This is a genomic window from Gabonibacter chumensis, assembly GCF_024741215.1.
In the GTDB taxonomy this organism is placed as follows: domain Bacteria; phylum Bacteroidota; class Bacteroidia; order Bacteroidales; family Marinifilaceae; genus Gabonibacter; species Gabonibacter massiliensis.
In genome coordinates this window covers 1254644-1272972 of the sequence record NZ_JANSKB010000001.1, presented here as the reverse complement: position 1 = coordinate 1272972, position 18329 = coordinate 1254644, and the positions used below count along the sequence as shown (strand labels likewise).

Annotated in this window: 10 protein-coding genes; 5 read left to right on the top strand and 5 right to left on the bottom strand. The window is 42.8% G+C overall.

Translation table 11 applies throughout. The features are described 5' to 3' along the window. Window positions 1–90 precede the first annotated feature (90 nt). Window positions 91–2346 carry a PAS domain-containing sensor histidine kinase gene (locus NVS78_RS05440; RefSeq protein WP_286358248.1) on the bottom strand — a complete coding sequence of 752 codons (2256 nt, stop codon included), beginning with the start codon at window positions 2344–2346 and terminating at the stop codon, window positions 91–93. 159 nt (window positions 2347–2505) lie between these two features. Here NVS78_RS05440 and NVS78_RS05435 point away from each other — a divergent pair, with 159 nt between their 5' ends. The 4 genes from NVS78_RS05435 to NVS78_RS05420 are packed head-to-tail and all read left to right on the top strand — an operon-like array spanning window position 2506 to window position 7505. Next, window positions 2506–3936 carry a glycosyltransferase family 2 protein gene (locus tag NVS78_RS05435; RefSeq protein ID WP_286358247.1) on the top strand — a complete coding sequence of 477 codons (1431 nt, stop codon included), beginning with the start codon at window positions 2506–2508 and terminating at the stop codon, window positions 3934–3936. Further along, window positions 3929–4906: a DUF4922 domain-containing protein gene (locus NVS78_RS05430; RefSeq protein ID WP_286358246.1), complete on the top strand. Its 978-nt coding sequence runs from the start codon at window positions 3929–3931 to the stop codon at window positions 4904–4906. The genes NVS78_RS05435 and NVS78_RS05430 overlap by 8 nt, the downstream gene beginning before the upstream one ends. 3 nt (window positions 4907–4909) lie before the next feature. Next, the gene (locus tag NVS78_RS05425; protein ID WP_286358245.1) at window positions 4910–6235 is read left to right on the top strand and encodes a SpoIID/LytB domain-containing protein; all 1326 of its coding nucleotides are present in this window, start codon (window positions 4910–4912) and stop codon (window positions 6233–6235) included. Beyond that, entirely contained in the window at window positions 6228–7505 is a 1278-nt protein-coding gene (locus NVS78_RS05420) for an MFS transporter (RefSeq protein ID WP_286358244.1), read from the top strand. Before NVS78_RS05425 ends, NVS78_RS05420 begins: the two co-directional genes overlap by 8 nt. Before the next feature lie 137 nt (window positions 7506–7642). Here NVS78_RS05420 and NVS78_RS05415 read toward each other — a convergent pair whose 3' ends face one another. Beyond that, entirely contained in the window at window positions 7643–8926 is a 1284-nt protein-coding gene (locus NVS78_RS05415; protein WP_434802123.1) for a NupC/NupG family nucleoside CNT transporter, read from the bottom strand. A gap of 307 nt (window positions 8927–9233) precedes the next feature. Here NVS78_RS05415 and NVS78_RS05410 point away from each other — a divergent pair, with 307 nt between their 5' ends. After that, a complete protein-coding gene (locus NVS78_RS05410; RefSeq protein ID WP_286358242.1) occupies window positions 9234–11000 on the top strand; it encodes a bifunctional metallophosphatase/5'-nucleotidase in 1767 nt (588 codons plus the stop codon). 584 nt (window positions 11001–11584) lie between these two features. On the opposite strand, the gene NVS78_RS05405 is transcribed toward NVS78_RS05410, so the two are convergent. The 3 genes from NVS78_RS05405 to metG all read right to left on the bottom strand — a co-directional run bounded on the left by NVS78_RS05405 (window position 11585) and on the right by metG (window position 18251). Beyond that, window positions 11585–13312, bottom strand: coding sequence for a hypothetical protein (locus NVS78_RS05405; protein ID WP_286358241.1), 1728 nt, complete (start codon window positions 13310–13312; stop codon window positions 11585–11587). 18 nt (window positions 13313–13330) lie between these two features. Then, the gene (locus tag NVS78_RS05400) at window positions 13331–15922 is read right to left on the bottom strand and encodes a TonB-dependent receptor (protein ID WP_286358240.1); all 2592 of its coding nucleotides are present in this window, start codon (window positions 15920–15922) and stop codon (window positions 13331–13333) included. Window positions 15923–16220: 298 nt separating this feature from the next. After that, window positions 16221–18251, bottom strand: coding sequence for a methionine--tRNA ligase (gene metG / locus NVS78_RS05395; RefSeq protein ID WP_286358239.1), 2031 nt, complete (start codon window positions 18249–18251; stop codon window positions 16221–16223). Window positions 18252–18329: the final 78 nt, after the last annotated feature.

The window sequence follows — 18329 nt, the reverse complement described above, 5'->3', positions numbered from 1 at the left end:
GATTGTATATTGTAAATTAACTTGATTCAATTCTGATCTTGCCGTCTTTAAATTTAAAATCCGAAATCACTTAATCTTTTAATCTCGGCATCATTTCATTTGTTCGCCTTCATTCGTAGGTTGAACGTTTAACGGATGCCAGAATACGAAACGGGCTCCCTCCCTGTAATCTTTATCCACCCAGATATCTCCTCCCATCATAGTAATCGTTATCTTGGATATAGCCAATCCCAAACCTGTTCCTTGAGCATATTCATTCAGTTTCTCGAAACGTTCGAACACCTTCTTTTGTTTATCCTCCGGAATTCCGCATCCCGTATCCGATACGGAAAAATAAATTCTGCCTTCCGCCTCCTCGATTCTGATTTCCAACGTAATGCTCCCCTCTTTGGTAAACTTATTGGCATTCGACATGAGATTGATCAATATTTGTTGCAAACGCTGGACATCCGTCATCAACTCGAAACTCTCCACGGGAGATTTAAAGACATACTCCACTCGAGGAGGCTTCGCATGCCCCGTAGTCGCCATTACACTACGACACAAACCGACCACCTCACAATACTCGTAACTGAATTTCAATCGTCCTGTCTCCAAACGGGAAATATCCAAAATATCATTGATCAGGCGCAACAACAAATCCGAATTCTTTTGTATAATAGAAACATACTCTTTACGGACTTCCGCATCGTATTCGTCAGCCGTCAATACTTCGGAGAAACCGACAATAGCGTTTAACGGGGTACGGATCTCATGACTCATATTGGCCAAGAAGGCCGATTTCAAGCGATCCGATTCTTCGGCTTTTTCCTTGGCCAAACGCAACTCCATCTCCACCTGTTTTTGTTTGGTCACGTCTTCGAGTCGGACAACCACGCCTAACAAATCTTGTTCCGCATCAAAAACCGGATTAGCATACATATAAACATACGTATTGGAGGGATATTTGGCAATCACCTCGGTAGCCCTTCTCTCCTTCATAGCGGTCACAACCGGACAATAAGTACAAGGCTCATCCAACCCTCTCAATACTTCGTAACAGACTTTTCCCGTGGAAGACTGAATATTACACTCCGGAGTCTCAAAATCGACTCCGTTGTGCCATTTCACTGTAAAATCAGGATTGATAAACTTAATTCCCGCGTTGACATTATTCAATATAAGGGTATTGTCCTTCTGGGCATCCTCTAACGCATCCTTCAATCGTTTGGTCCGAATATAAAAATAGAGAGAAATTAAAAAACCAAGCAATAAAATAATGAAGGTAACAGCGAAGCCGACTATCTGATACCTGTATTCTTCAAAAAAAGATATTTTCTTATTAAATAATCGAGCATGGTCAACCTGAGGTTTGTTCAAAAAATCATATTCCTGCAATTTTCTGTAATCAAAAACATACTGATTCGGGATAAATTGCATCTTCAGTGTCGTATCCTGTTTTTGACTTTCCCACGCCAAAGCTTGTTGAGCCAAATCTTTTCCGACCGTCCGGTATTCAGGCACGCACCCCCCCACAGCCCAGTGACCAATAGCGATAGAAGTAACGGAAAAAGCCGGAACCTTGGGATTAGCCATCATCATGGAATAGGTTGCATTCCTCATAAAATAGCCGTCATTCATGTCCACACGCCACGTTCCCAAAAGAATAACCGTATTTTCAGGCAAATTCTCAATCTTCTCATTCATGAGATAAACCGTATTCTCCCGACCATCCAATAAAATCAGATCCAAATCGGGAAACTTTTGCATTTCCTCCCTCACGTATGCCTGCAAGGAAACTCCCCCGTAACTATTATCCGAAATAAAAGCGATATGTTTCGTCTCCGGAAAAAAATCCCGTATTAACTTGATATTCCCGACAACATCATAATCGTATACAAAACCGCTCATTTGTACACTTGTGTCTACATCTTCAAGCACGTCTATACTCTCCGGTTTCCACGTACTTAAATCGACGACATTGGAATCCGGCAAGAAAATAGCATTCCGGCTGACCATACCACAAACCAATGGGATATCTTTTGTAAGCTCGCTATCTAAAGAGAGATAAGAGGACCAAGCCTCCTGTCCTAAAATCACAATCAAAGAGGGACGGTTTATTCCCGTATATTTCAAAAGAATCTCTTTCATGCGCGACTTCCAGGCAAGTACTTCCGAAAAACTTTTACAGTTCATATTTTCTATGCTCACCTGGGACTTTCCGCCTTTAGTCGTGTATTCATCCAAAAATTCGGAAATATTATTCGAGGTTTGCTGAGTCTCCGGATTGTAGGAACTGATAATCAATATCGGGTGAGAAGAATCCTTCTCGCCCATAACCATCATGGGCAAGACAGATAACCCCATTATTAGCAAAATTTTTAACCTCAATCCTATTAATCGCCACATGCCGAATAGTGATAACATTCCAGCAAAGATAAATAATTCCGGAGAAAAACTAATAAAAAGAAACAAATTCATGCTAAAAAGAATATATCTTTGAGCAACATCTAAAATCATTTTTTCATGAATCGCATACTTACTTGCTTTCTGGTAGATAAGAGTGATAATATATTCTTACAAAACAAATTAGAATTTCAGCCCCAATTAGAAACTGAAAATATAATTCCATTACGGGAACCTATTTATCAAACGAATACCCTCAAGGAATTGGCTAAACGAATAAGGACTCCTTTTTGCCTGTTCTATCTCAAGAACGCCCCTATAAAGCTTGCGCCTTATGCCTTGGAACGTATGGTACAAGTAGCGGAAACGACAGGAGCGACAATGGTCTATTCTGATCATTATTCTCTGAAAAAAGGAGTATCTTTACCTCATCCTACCATAGAGTACCAAATCGGCAGTCTACGGAACGATTTTGATTTCGGTTCGTTAATCTTATTTAACACCGTGAAATTCAAGCAAGCGGTCGAAAAGATTCGCACAACGTACCGGTACGCAGCCCTATATGATTTACGGCTACGTCTATCGCGGGAGGGAATGATTTTCAGGATTCCTGAATTTTTATACACGGATACGGAAGAAGATCTCAGGCTATCCGGAGAAAAACAATTCGATTACGTGAATCCCCAAAACCGGGAAGTTCAAATCGAAATGGAACAGGCTTGTACGACACATCTAAAAGCGATAAATGCCTGGTTACCTCCCGAATTCGAGGCTGTCGATTTGAATGAACAAAAATTCACGACCGAAGCATCCGTTATCATTCCTGTCCGAAACAGGGAAAAAACAATAGCGGACGCTATTCGTTCCGCCCTAAATCAAAAAACGACATTCGATTTCAATGTAATCGTCATTGATAACCATTCTACCGATTCAACGACAGAAATCATCCGCAATCTATCCCGGGAAGACAAACGAATCGTTCATTTGATTCCCGATCAACCACAAACAGGAATAGGCGGATGCTGGACTCACGCCATCATGCAAAACTGTTGCGGGAAATTTACCGTTCAACTGGACAGCGACGATCTATACATAGACGATCAGGTCCTGCAACTCCTGATCGATACTTTTTATAAGCAGCAATGTGCCATGCTCGTGGGAAGCTATCGGATGGTCGATTTTAACTTGCAGGAGATTCCGCCCGGAATAATCGACCACAAAGAGTGGAGCATGGAGAACGGACACAACAATGCATTAAGAATAAATGGATTGGGTGCGCCGAGAGCTTTCTATACGCCTATTTTAAGAAAAATAAAGATTCCGAATGTCAGCTATGGCGAAGACTACGCCGTAGCCCTTGCTATTTGCCGGCTGTACCGCATCGGACGAATATATACTCCTGTATACCTATGCCGCCGTTGGGAAGGCAATTCGGACGCAGATTTAACGATAACGAAGGTAAACGAGCACAATACCTACAAAGACAAAATCAGAACCATCGAGTTATGGGGTCGAATCAGACATAATCTAAAAAGAAAGGAAAATGATTGACTTGGAATTTTTTTTTAAGCACCAGCTCTCCCACTGGGAAATGGCAAATAACAATTACAATCGGTTGAACGAAGTACTTTACCGCACGATAGAGTTTGACGACTTTTCAATAAAAATACAATGCAATCCCGACCGGATCGTGTCGGCAACAGCACGTATCGATAGACAATCGCTTCAATCCAGACCTTGCTTTTTGTGCAAAGAACATCTGCCTGCCCCACAGGACAGCGTGAGCTACAACGAAAATTTCGACATACGGATCAACCCCTTTCCTATTTTTACCCCGCACTTTACCGTACCGGCCAAAAGACATATCCCGCAATTACTGGAGAATTACTTTAAAGACATACTTTCCATAGCAAAAGATTTTCCGGATTATACCGTTTTCTATAATGGACCCCGAAGCGGAGCTTCCGCACCGGATCATTTGCATTTTCAACTGGTCCCCAGACATTCGATGCCCTTGGAAAACGACGTGGTTAATTGTTCCAAAAAGACCATACTCCCGGCTTTTCTGACAGGCCAGAAGGAGATAAGTTCCATCGCTTCGCCTGTCACTTTCAAAATCGAAAGTATCCCGCGTTACATCCGAAAGAATCTGATTCTACGGACGGCAGATGAGAAAATAATGCAGACAGCCTTCCAATACCTCCTGATAGAAATAGGCAAGGTAACCCCGAACGATCCCGAACCTATGCTTAACCTGTTTGTCTGGCACGAAAACGGAGAGTGGTACGTCGTCCTGTTTCCCCGACAAAAACATCGCCCGTGGCAATTTTTCGCGGAAGGGAAGGAACATATTCTTTTTAGTCCCGGATGTGTCGATTTCGCCGGACTGGTGATCTCCCCCCGGAAAGAAGATTTCGAACGGCTCGATGCTCCTTTACTGTTGGACCTTTTCGGGCAATTAACCTTGGACGATAACCAATGGAACGATTTAATCCGGTATATCGAACACCCTAACTTATAATCTATGATACCACATATTGAAATCGGAATACTCTTTTCCCCCTCAATCCGTTTCCATTTACACGGAGAATTCATAGAAAAAAAATCCGGAAAAACATACCGGGGAGAATACACTGTATGCAAACGACAAGAAAGAATCATATTCCGACAAAAAGAAAAAGAGGAAGTCATTCTTTCCGGCTTTACCCTTATTCCCGCCGATTATATCTCGTCCCACTTCGAATTGCTGGATGTAATTATCGGCATCCACTTCCACTGGGAACGTAAGGAAAATCAAAAATTTAAGGGCTCTCTTAAAATAATCGACGAAAGGAAACATCTCACGGCAATCAACATCTTACCTTTAGAAGATTATTTGGTCAGCGTCATCTCATCGGAAATGAGCGCCACGTCCTCACTCGAATTGCTAAAAGCACATGCCGTTATCTCCCGGAGCTGGTTGTTGGCCCAAAAAAACAAATCTTTCCGAAAGACGGCAAATCCTTCCCGCGTACAGACGGATACGGAATACATCCGCTGGTACGATCGGGAAGACCACCTGCATTTCGATGTATGCGCCGATGATCATTGTCAGCGTTATCAAGGAATCAGCAAAGCTTACACACCTATTGTTTCTCAAGCCGTAGAGACAACTCGAGGAGAAATTCTGACTTACGAAGGAGAAGTTTGCGACACCCGATTCTCCAAATGTTGCGGCGGAGTATCCGAACTTTTTGAAAACACCTGGGAGCCTGTTAATCACGCGTACCTGACTAAGGTCATAGACACTCCCGTACAAACTTCGACACCCGATTTACGTCAGGAAGAAGAAGCCAGAAAATGGATATTGTCTTCTCCCGATGTTTTTTGCAACACGAGAGACAAAGCCATACTGTCCAACGTTTTAAACGACTACGATCAAGAGACCCGGAACTTCTTTCGATGGGAAGTCTCTTACGAAACGACCGAACTTTCAGAATTGGTAAAATTAAGGCTCGGAATCGACTTCGGAAGAATCTTGGAGATTCAGCCTATCGAAAGAGGCGTTTCCGGCAGACTCGTGAAGGTCAAGATCGTGGGAACCTTGAAAAGTATGATCATCGGGAAAGAATTGGTTATCCGTAAAGCATTTTCCGCCAGCCATCTCTATAGTTCGGCTTTTGTTGTCGATCCCCTGAAAGATTCCCGAAACAATACGATCGGATTTACCTTCAAAGGAGCCGGCTGGGGGCACGGTGTCGGACTTTGCCAAATCGGTGCCGCCGTCATGAGCGAAAAGGGATACAACTACCGGGAAATTTTAGCACACTACTTTCCGGGAACCAACATTGAAAAAATAGACCATGAATAAACAAACCCATCCTACACAGCAGTCTTCCTGGTCGTGGATACCCACGCTCTATTTTGCCCAGGGACTTCCCTACGTAATTGTCATGACCTTAGCCGTCATCATGTATAAACGTCTCGGAATAAACAATACGGACATAGCTCTTTATACCAGTTGGTTTTATCTTCCCTGGGTGATTAAACCCCTGTGGAGTCCGTTGGTCGATATCATGAAAACCAAACGATGGTGGGTCGTTTCCATGCAATTAATGATCGGCGGCAGCTTAGCCTGCATTGCCCTGACCCTTCCCGGACCTAATGCCTTTCGCTACTCCCTTGCTTTTATGTGGTTATTAGCATTCAGCTCTGCCACACACGACATTGCCGCCGACGGGTTCTACATGTTAGGACTAAATACCCGACAACAGGCTTTTTTCGTAGGTATACGTAATACGTTCTACCGCCTGGCCATGCTCACCGGGCAAGGCCTTATCGTTATGCTCGCCGGGTGGCTCGAAAAAACCTATTCTATTCAACTTCCGGAGGAGATCGCCGTATCGAAGGCTTGGTCGATCACTTTTTATCTACTTACCGGCATATTTCTTATCCTCTTTCTTTATCATCAATTCGTGTTACCCAAACCCCAAGAGGATACCGCGGTTAAAAACGATGATTATCTGAAAGCCTTTTTCGACACTTTTCTATCCTTTTTTCGGAAACCGGGTATCGTCACGGCCCTGCTGTTCATGCTCCTGTTCCGTTTAGCCGAATCCCAATTAGTGAAAATCGCCTCTCCTTTCTTATTAGACAAACCGGAAGTAGGCGGATTAGGGATGAGCACGTTGCAAGTAGGCACCTTATACGGCGTAGTCGGCCTGATAGCCCTTATAACCGGAGGAATATCCGGAGGAGTCGTGATAGCACGCAACGGCCTCAAACATTGGATCATGTGGATGACGGCAGCCATGAATCTACCCAATTTAGTTTACCTCTATTTAGCTTACGCCCGCCCCGATAACGTATACCTGATATCTTCCTGCGTCGCTATCGAACAACTCGGTTACGGTTTCGGGTTTACGGCTTTGACCTTCTTTATGATACTATTCAGTAAAGGAAAGGAACAAACGGCCCATTATGCCATTTGTACGGGTTTCATGGCCTTAGGCATGATGCTTCCCGGCATGCTCTCCGGGTGGATTCAAAAAGAGGTCGGGTACCAGCATTTCTTTATCTGGATCATGCTCTGTACTATTCCCAGCTTTTTGGCCGCCCGGAAAATACATAAAAACTTATAAGGCAAATAGATTTTTGATTGACGATCGAACCCTATAAAATTCTGTGATTCAGTGATTAAATGATTCGATTTTAATCCTGCAATGGTAATCTTTCTAATCCCCAATAACCTAATCTCTCACCTAATCACAGAATCCTCCTATCCTATAATCATACCGATAATCGTGGCCGACATCAACGAAGCCAAGGTCCCCGCCAATAGAGCCCTTAAACCGAATTTAGCCAAAAGCGGCTTATTTTTGGGAGTTAATCCTCCGATACCTCCGATTTGAATCCCGATCGAGGCAAAATTGGCAAACCCGCACAAAAAGTAAGTACACATAATTACGGACTTCATCTCGGCAAAAGCCCCCGCCGTCTTCAAACTCGCCAGATCCACATAAGCAATGAATTCGGTCATAATCACTTTTTGTCCCAACAAACTGCCCGCGTGTACGATATCCGCGGGACAGATACCGATCAACCACATCAAAGGTGCAAACAAATACCCCAAGATCAATTGCAAGGACAATTCATGTTGCTTCCCATCCGTCAGCTCGGCAATCCAATCGTTCAATCCCACGATATGTCCAAATTTGGCAAACAAATAATTGGCAAAGGCGATAAAAGCAACAAACACAAGCAACATACCGGCCACGTTCACGGCTAATTTCACCCCTTCGGAAGCACCATTGGAGATCGCGTCCAAAACATTCTTGCCTACTTTATTCTTAGGCACCTCTATCGTATTTTGAATTTTCCGTGTCTGAGGAATCAATATCTTAGCGACAACAACAGCTCCCGGCGCCGCCATCACGGAAGCCGCCAACAAATGCTTGGCGAACAACAAGCGCTGTACCGGATCCTCCCCACCCAAAAAACTGATATAAGCAGCAAGCACGCCACCGGCAATCGTCGCCATTCCACCCGTCATTACCAAAAATATTTCAGAAGGAGACATATCATCCAAATAAGCCTTAACCATTAAAGGAGCTTCCGTTTGTCCTAAAAAAATATTTCCCGTAACAGACAAAGACTCCGGTCCGGTCAAGTTCATCAATTTAGTCATTGCCCAAGCCATTCCGTATACCACTTTCTGTATGATCCCGAGATAAAACAACAACGAAGTCAAAGCCGAAAAGAAAATAATCGTCGGCAACACCTGAAAAGCAAAAATATACCCGCTCTTGGTCGTATCCATCAATCCTCCTAACAAAAACTCACTTCCGGCACGCGTAAAATCCAATATGGTAACGAATATTTTTCCCACAAAATCAAATACGGCCTGAACCGGAGGAAGATATAAAATACCTATGGCCAAAATCAACTGTATGGCCAAGCCAATCGCCACAACCCTCCAGGAAACCCCTTTACGATCGCTACTGAACAACCAGGCTATACCGAGTATACTCACCATACCTATAACTCCCCTCAAAATAGACATAAACGAAATATGACTTTCAATATTCACCGCACTATGTATTCCTCCTCCGGCCTGAGCGAAAAGATTCCCTGCCGCCAACATAAACAATCCCATCGTCAGTACCGTTATTTTTCCAATCTTACCCATATTCTATTGTTATTGATGTTCATTATATTATTAAACGCACCTGCTTTATTAGCAGTAATCAGGGCGAATTTACTCTTTTTAGCGATAGAAAAGATTCTTTTTAACAAAAAAATCCATAGTTTTGCCCCGGATACGATCCTTATATCTTATATTATTGAAACACACGAATAAATCCATATCTATGAGAAAAATCATTTCATGGTTTTCCGGAATATTACTTCTGCTAAACCTTCTACAAGCTTGTTCATCCAAACCGGAAGAAGCCCGCCTGACCATCTACTGTACCAGTGACGTCCACGGCAGTATTTTCAATTACGATTTAAAAAAAGGAAAAGAAACTTCTCATAGTCTCGCCAACGCTTCGACCCTCCTCAAAGAAGCCCGGGCCAAAGACTCATTAAGTGTGCTCCTGTTAGACGGCGGCGATTTTCTTCAGGGCCAACCCTCGATCTACTATTACAACTTCATCGATACGGTTCACCCCCATATCCAAGCTCAGGTGATGAACTACTTGAAATACGATGCCGCCGCCGTGGGAAACCATGATATTGAAGCCGGTCACCCGGTTTATGACCGCATAAAGAAAGAATTTCGATTTCCTTGGCTATCTGCAAATCTAATCGACAGCCAAACAGGTAAACCCTATTTTACACCCTATGTAATAGTGGAGCGACAAGGAATTAAAATTGCTATTTTGGGAATGACGACTCCTAATATTCCTCAATGGTTACCGGAGCATCTTTGGCAAGGAATCGAATTCGAAGACATGATCGAATCTTCGAAAAAATGGATCGACATCCTCCGAAAACAGGAAAAACCGGATATGGTCATAGGACTTTTTCATTCCGGGTACGACTATACCTATGGAGGAGCCAACGAAAAAACGCTTAAAAACGAAAACGCCAGTAAATTAGTTGCTCAACAGGTAGACGGATTCGATATCGTTATTTTCGGCCATGATCATACGGAGAAGCAGGAAGAGCTGACGAACAATTTCGGCCATAAGGTTTTATTAATGGATCCAAAATCCCACGGTACTTATCTCGGTAAAATTGTCGTTTCCCTGAAACGGGAAGGCAACCGGTATCGGAAATCTTACCAAAGCGAATTGATCGATCTGGGCAAGGTAACTACGGATAAGGATTACATTTCAACTTTTACTCCGGCAATAGATACGGCCAAAGCATACATCGACACGGAATTAGGTACGTTCAAAAGTCCGCTTTCGGGACGGGACGCCATGTTCGGCCCCTCGGCATTCATCGATTTTATCAACGAAGCCCAATTAGCAGAAAGCGGAGCGGAAATCTCCTTCGCCTCCATCCTTTCGCGGGATGCTTACATCAAAGCCGGTATAATTACCATGAAAGACATGTTTAATCTTTACGCTTACGAGAACTCTCTCTACACGATGCGGCTTTCCGGCGAAGAAATACGCAAATACTTGGAATACGCTGCGGCGATGCAGTTCAATACCATGCAATCCCCCAAAGATCATCTGCTAAACTTTAAAAAAAATGCGGAAGGAGAAATTCTAACGAATAAAAAAGGGTATCCGTTCTTACAAAACGACTTTTTCAATTTCTCTGCCGCATCAGGTATAAAATATACCGTGGACGTAAGTAAGGAACCGGGTCACCGGGTCACCATCCTCTCCATGACCGACGGTACTCCTTTCTATCCGGAACAGATGTACAAGGTAGCTGTAAACTCTTACCAGGGTAACGGAGGAGGAGGACATCTCACCCGCGGAGCAGGAATTCCCAAGGCCGAATTAACGAAACGCATCGTCGACATTCGAGAAAAAGATATCCGCTATTACATCGCGGAATATATCAAACGCCAAAGAGTATTGGATCCTCAACCCCGAAACGAATGGAAGGTTATTCCCGAAAAATGGTTTAAAAAAGGAAAAGAACAGGATTACAAACTTTTATACAACAAATGAACAAAAGGGTTGCTTTTTATCGAAGCAACCCTTTTTACAAATAAAACCAATCTTTCAACCTCTATCTCTTTCATAACCAACATCAGACTTAACCGGGACAACCTCTTTTTCGTTGTACACAGAACCCTACCGGGTCTGCTTTACAAGCATGCCGATAATGACTTTCAAACTCGCATTGCAGACCCGAAGTCGCCTGATTGGCATAAAGAGAAAAGGTCGTCACCAGCAAAAAAAAACAATAGATTCAGATAAATAGTAATCATTTTCTCACACACCATTCTCCGGAATGAAATTCACACGTAAAAACTTCAGGGGTGAGTACGACGTGCTACTTAATTGTAAACTACCGAAAACAATCGGGAAATTACAAGATCAGGTGATTAAAGGATTCTAAGATCGAGAGATTGGAGGATTAAAATCGAATCACCTAACCATGGAATCTCTGAATCTCAGCATTCTTCTAATTTACAATCAAGTAAGGAAAGAGGGCGAGACAGGCATTTAATCACTGAATCTTTAATTATTCACAAATAAAAAAATCCGGTTCATGAATGAACCGGATTTTCCTATCCAAAAACTTTTATTTACTGGAGTTCTTTATAACTATCTTCGATGTATTCGAATTTACCCTTCGATGCTCCTTTATACTTCACTTCCCAGTTAGCGCGCGGAGAATAGCTCTTGAAACGAATCGTGTATTCGATCGGCGTTCCGTCAACTACCGGCTCCGCTTCCGGATATTTTCCTTCTAACACGGCCGGGAAACCTTCCGTAATCAAACGCTGCTTCTGGATTTCCAATACTTCTTCATCGGATTTACCCGCTAACTCGTTAACACCCGCCAACTCGTCATATTTCACCAATAAAGACACGCCCATATTGATATTCACGTTATAGGTCGTAGAACCGAAATAGAACTCTCCGGTATCCGGATATTTTTCGTCCAAATAAGCATGTTTGTTTTTATCAACCCAATCCAACATATACTGATAATCCGATTTTCCCATTTCGAATGTAATGTGAGGATTGGCAAACCACTTCTCTCCATTATGCATGAATTGTTCTGCTTTTTGGGAAACCGGATTGTATTTCATCCAGGCACCCGCGGTAAAAGTATACTCGTCCGTATAAATGGAGTAACTGCTTCCTCCGTCATTTTTATAAATAAACGTCACCACATCCTTGTCTTGAGCGTACGGGAATTTTAACGTCAACAATTGAGGTAAATAATTGTCCGCATCACTACTGAAACAATCGGTCTTACCCATCTGGCTGAAATCGTCGGCCGTCACGATATAGACATCTTTTTTCGTGTAGGGACTCCAGTTTCCATACCTCTCGCTATACGAGAATACGGTAACCACTTCCTTGGTCGACACGGGATCCACACCCTCTACGATCTCGAACTCGGGAGTCTTTCCGGCTAAAGTACATTCATAAGCGACACTTTTCGGAGCGCTATTGTTTCCGTAAGTGGCATATCTGACATTGTAAATCACATCCTTTACAGCCTTATTTCCCAATTTATTGACCAACATAATCTTTATACCGGCTCTAACCTGTTGCAGGATAAATGCATCCGTTATGGTCGCACCGTGCTTTTCCTGGTACTTCTCCCAATCTTTTTTGCTCAGATTAAAATTCGGACGATCTGCATCCACACCGAAATAAAACTCTTTGTTTCCATCCACGAACTCTTCTTTGTTGCTCTTCACCCAATCCAGAATACTCTTATAATCATACTTATTCATTTCGAAGTTCACCACATTGGCCGTTTTTCCGTCAACCGCATCGGAGGTCTCGTTATAAGTCACGATCAGCAATTCTCCGTCTTCTCCATCGGCATCGATAGCTTTTGTCATATTATCCCGGTTTGCGGGCATTCCCCCCGTAAAACAAAGATACTGAGCCACGTTTCCTCCTACTTTTTTATAATCGGCTACCCCCAACGTCTTTTTATTTATTCTGGTTGCCGCCGTATAAAAATTATAGGTAACCATAGCTGTTGAATTTTTATTCAATGCCGGATATTTCGATGTTAAAAAATCAGGAATATAATTTTTAGCCGGAACAGAAGAAGAAAAATTCTTATTATCCGCGATAGTTTTCACCTTTGCAGAGTCTGCAGCGTTTTCGCAATGTTTATAAGCTAAAGAGGCGATCGTGGCATAGTCCGCATCCGCAAGAGTGTAAACAATATCGGCATGAACAGGTTCTTTATTGGCATCCAAATCATCATACACATCCGACATGGGATTACAGGATGCCAACCCCAACAATGCCAATGTTATCAAACTATATATTTTACGCATATCTTTCAGTTTTAATCATTAGAAATTCAATCTCAATCCCAGTGTCCAAGTTCTACCGAATCCGTAGTATACCAAAGAAGAAGCGGCATTATGATAAGCTCCGTCCTTCGCATCGGCAATGTATTTTGCATTAAATACGTTATTGATATTCGTGTACAGGGTAAAACGCACGCCCTTATAATCCAAACCGTAACGTAAATTGGCATCTACCGTGACGTAATTCGGCATTCTCCATGAATCAATCCCCTCTTCTCTCGCCGCAACACGGTTTTCAATCGTGTAATCGGAATAGTTTTTACCGAAGAAATTCATATCGGCTCCGATCTTAAAACGAGGGAACGGTTCGTAACTTGCTCCTAAAGCAGCTGTCATCTGAGCCGAATTGCCCACATGTACGTCTTTCACGTATAATTTCTCATTCTCGCTAATAACTTCGTTACTCGCATCCAAAACTACCATCGTCGGGTTATCGGTTAAAACCCAGTTACCCCACGAGAACATTCCCTTTAGGTTAAAATTATAAACGGGTTTGTATTCGGCTTCAAATTCGACACCATGGTGACAGGCGTTCAGGCCGCGTATATTAGCCACGTTTCCGTTACCGACACTCTTGGTCAAACCGCGATCATTCCAGCGGGTATAGTAATAATTTATCTTGGCCGTCAAAGTGGGCATTTCTAAACCGTATCCTCCCTCAATAGTGTATACGGTCTCGTATTTCACATTCGGTGTAATTACGTTCGTGTTATTCTTGAAAACCACATTAAAATAAGGAGCCCGTTTAAAGTAACCGCCATTCAAATAAACATTGTGAAAAGCACCGAATTTATAATTAGCTCCGGCTTTCAGTCCCCAAGGCAAAAAGTTTTGCCAGCTTGTTTTACGCATCGGATCGCCTTTTTTATAGGCACCGTTATCTATACGGCGATAGGCCTCGTCCGTCAAAGAAAAAGAGAGGAATCCCGAAAAATTATCTTTCACGTACTCTCCCTGCGCGAAAATACCGGCCCAAAGAACCTCTCCGGTATTATCAAAAGCGATCTTATCTCCTTTTTTCAAAGCCACGTTAGGATCCTGGTAAGCCAATAAATCAGACTTATTGTTATAATAAGCACCCCCCATCAAATCCGTAATTTTTATAAAGTGATACCCCTTATAGTAGCGAACGTCCAAACCTCCCGTTAATTTGATATTATCGGTTAACTGATTGGTATAGGTACTCAATGCACCGTACCAGTCATGAGAGTTTATCGTATTTGCCAAAACCAACAATGAACCGGTCGTGGAAGCCTGATTTTCTCTCATCACGGCATCATAATCCAACAAACCGTCCGGGGTAAGTTTCGTCTCTTCGTAAGGCTTTCCGTCCGTATAGTTGTACTGTAACCAATTCTTATTAACACCATAGCTACGTCTTCCGCCTCCGTTAGAGAAAGATAAATAAACCACCGTAGATAAAGAGGAACGCTCGTCAATCGTCCAGTAATGATTCAAGGACATCTGAGGTTTATGATACTCATTATAGGCATAAGGGCCATTGAATATTTCACCGTTCAAGATACCATAACTGGAATTCCATCTCGTCCCGTTCTGGTTATCGCGATACTCCTGGATCGTATGCATTTGTCCGCGTTGATTGTGCCATTGCGGAGCACCGAAAGCAGTAAAAGAAAGACGATGATTATCATTGATTCGCTTGGACACATTCACGAAATAAGCCCATGCCTCGTAATTAGTCGCATCTACATACCCATGAGTACTTGCTGTTCTGGATCCGGCTAAACTTACAGCCCATCCGTTCTCCATCAATCCGGTCGAAACATTTACAGCGGCTTTCGAGTAACCGTCATTACCTATTCCGTAATATAAACCGCCGCCTTTAATAGCATCCGTACTCTTCGTAATCATGTTCATGGTTCCTCCCACGGAATTAACAGCCAATTTAGAAGCCCCCAAACCGCGCTGTACCTGAATAAATTGAGTCACGTCAGAAAGACTGGCCCAATTCGACCAGTATACTCTCCCGTTCTCCATATCATTGATAGGAATACCGTTAATCAAAATACCTATGTTATTGGAATCAAAGCCCCGCATATTAATACGAGAATCTCCGTACCCACCGCCTTGTTTCGTCGCGTAGATGGAAGGGGTAGATTTCATAATTTCGGGAAACTCCTGACTTCCCAATTTTTCTTCAATCATTAAGGGCGTGATATTCGAAATAGCCACCGGAGTCTCACGATCTTTCGTCACAATAGAAGCTGTTACCTTCACCTCATCCAAACCTACCGTCACAGGAGTAAGTTTTATCGTTCCCATATCCAACTCCTTGCCTTTCAAATCTATCTCTTTCTTCAACTCCTCGTACCCCACGTATCTGAATAAAATGACCATTTTCCCCTCCTTTTTCGTTTTAATCACGAAGTTCCCATCGATATCGGCGGCAGCCCCGATGGAAGTCCCATCTATCGTTGCAGTCGCTCCAATCAATGCCTCGTTCGTCTTAGCATCAATAATTTTCCCTTTGATAACGCCGTCCGCCAACGTAACCAACGACATACAAAGCATCGGAATAAACAACATCAGGCATTTTAATAACACTTTTCTCATAATCTAACTTTTTTAATTCGTAAGCAAAATAGTACCCTTAATGTTAATCAATTATTAATTTCTTGTAAGAAAAAAATCACATTTCACACTTCTTTTTATTTTTTATTAAGAGAGCTACAAAGGTAGTATTTCGATTCAATATATCTATTTTTTAGACGAGTTTAACATTTTATCAAAAGAGAGACAGTTCTTTTCATCAGATGTTAATTTTTCCTATAAAAAAGGTGTTGTCCCAGCTACATCACGGGAACAACACCTCTTAAAAATATTTTTGAAAATATGCTATTTATTGCAGTTGTCAACGAATTTCAGACCCGGGTTTTAACTCTTTTTCCGGAGCTATAAAAGAAAGAGCTCCGTCTGCATTTTCCGCCATTAAAATCATTCCTTGAGATTCTATCCCTTTCAAAGGTTTCGGCTCCAAGTTCACCAATATACTGACCTGACGACCGACGACTTCTTCCGGGGTATAATATTCCGCAATACCGGACACGACCGTACGTTGATCTATCCCGGTATCCACGGTTAACTTCATCAATTTCTTAGTTTTAGCCACTTTCTCGGCGGTTATGATTTTCCCCACACGAATATCCATCTTTGAAAAATCTTCAAAACTGACATTGGCTTTTGCCGGAGCTGCTTTTACTGCAGCCAGTTCATTCGCTTTTTTCGTTGCCAACAGTTTATCGATTTGAGCTTGTATTTGGGCATCTTCAATTTTCTCGAATAACAACCCTGCTTCACCCAAACGATGTCCTGCCGGAATAACCTGATCGCCCATAGCCTCCCAGGCTATCGGTTCTATATTCAGGAAACCTCGCAGTTTCTCCGAAGAGAACGGCATAAAAGGCTCCATCAAGGTGGAAAGATCGGCTGAAACCTGAAGACATATATTCAAAATCGTCTTCACTCTCCCCTCGTCCGTTTTAATCACTTTCCAAGGTTCTGTATCCGCCAAGTATTTGTTCCCCAAACGAGCCAGATTCATAGCCTCTTTCAAAGCTTCCCGGAAATGAAAAGTATCCAGGTTCTTTTCCACCTGTTCGACAATCCGAGGAATCTCGTCCAATACTTCCCGATCGTAATCCGTCAGTTCTTCCCGTTCCGGTACCCGGTTATCGAAATATTTTTGTGTCAACACCAAGGTACGATTGATAAAGTTACCGTATATCGCTACCAATTCGCTATTGTTCCGGGTCTGGAAATCCTTCCAGGTAAAATCGTTATCTTTCGTTTCCGGGGCATTGGCCGTTAAAACGTAACGCAATACATCCTGTTTCCCCTCGAAATCACGTAAATACTCGTGTAACCATACCGCCCAATTCCGGGAAGTCGAAATCTTATCACCTTCCAAATTCAAAAATTCGTTTGCCGGAACGTTATCCGGAACGATATAAGATCCTTCGGCCTTTAACATGGCCGGAAAGATTATACAATGGAACACGATGTTATCTTTTCCTATAAAATGAATCATCCGGGTCTCCGGGTCTTTCCAATATTTTTCCCATTCCGGCGTCAAATCTTTCGTGGCCGAAATATACCCGATCGGAGCATCAAACCACACGTAAAGGACCTTGCCTTCGGCTCCCTCGATCGGGACAGGTACACCCCAGTCCAAATCCCGAGTGACGGCACGCGGCTGCAAGCCGTTATCCAACCATGATTTACACTGTCCGTACACGTTCGGCTTCCACTCCTTGTGTTCTTCCAATATCCATTTCTTCAACCAATCCTCATACTCATTCAAAGGCAAATACCAATGTTTGGTCTCTTTCAATTCCGGTTTGTTTCCGGTAATCGCTGAAACCGGATCAATCAGGTCCGTGGCATTCAAACTCGTACCGCACGCCTCGCATTGATCTCCGTATGCCCGCTCGTTTCCACAATGCGGACAGGTTCCGATAATATAACGATCGGCCAAAAATTGCCCTGCCTTCTCATCGTAGAATTGCATGGAGGTCTTCTCGATAAATTTACCCTCATCATACAATTTTTTAAAAAAAGCAGACGAAAGTTCGTGATGGGTTTTGGAACTCGTCCTTGAATAGATATCGAAAGATATCCCCAATTCGGCAAACGATTCCTTTATTATCTTATGATAACGATCTACAATATCCTGCGGCGTCACCCCTTCTTTCTGGGCTTTAATCGTGATAGGCACCCCGTGTTCGTCCGAACCTCCGATAAAAACGACCTCCTCTCCTTTTTTTCTCAAATACCTCACATAAATATCTGCCGGCACATATACCCCGGCCAAATGTCCGATATGCACCGGACCATTCGCGTAAGGTAACGCAGTGGTAACTAAATTTCTCTTGAATTTGCTCATACTTTATTTGAGTTTGTAAAGTTAAAACGCCCCTAAATCCATAAAGCCACTCGTATTCAAAGCTCTATAACCTCGTAA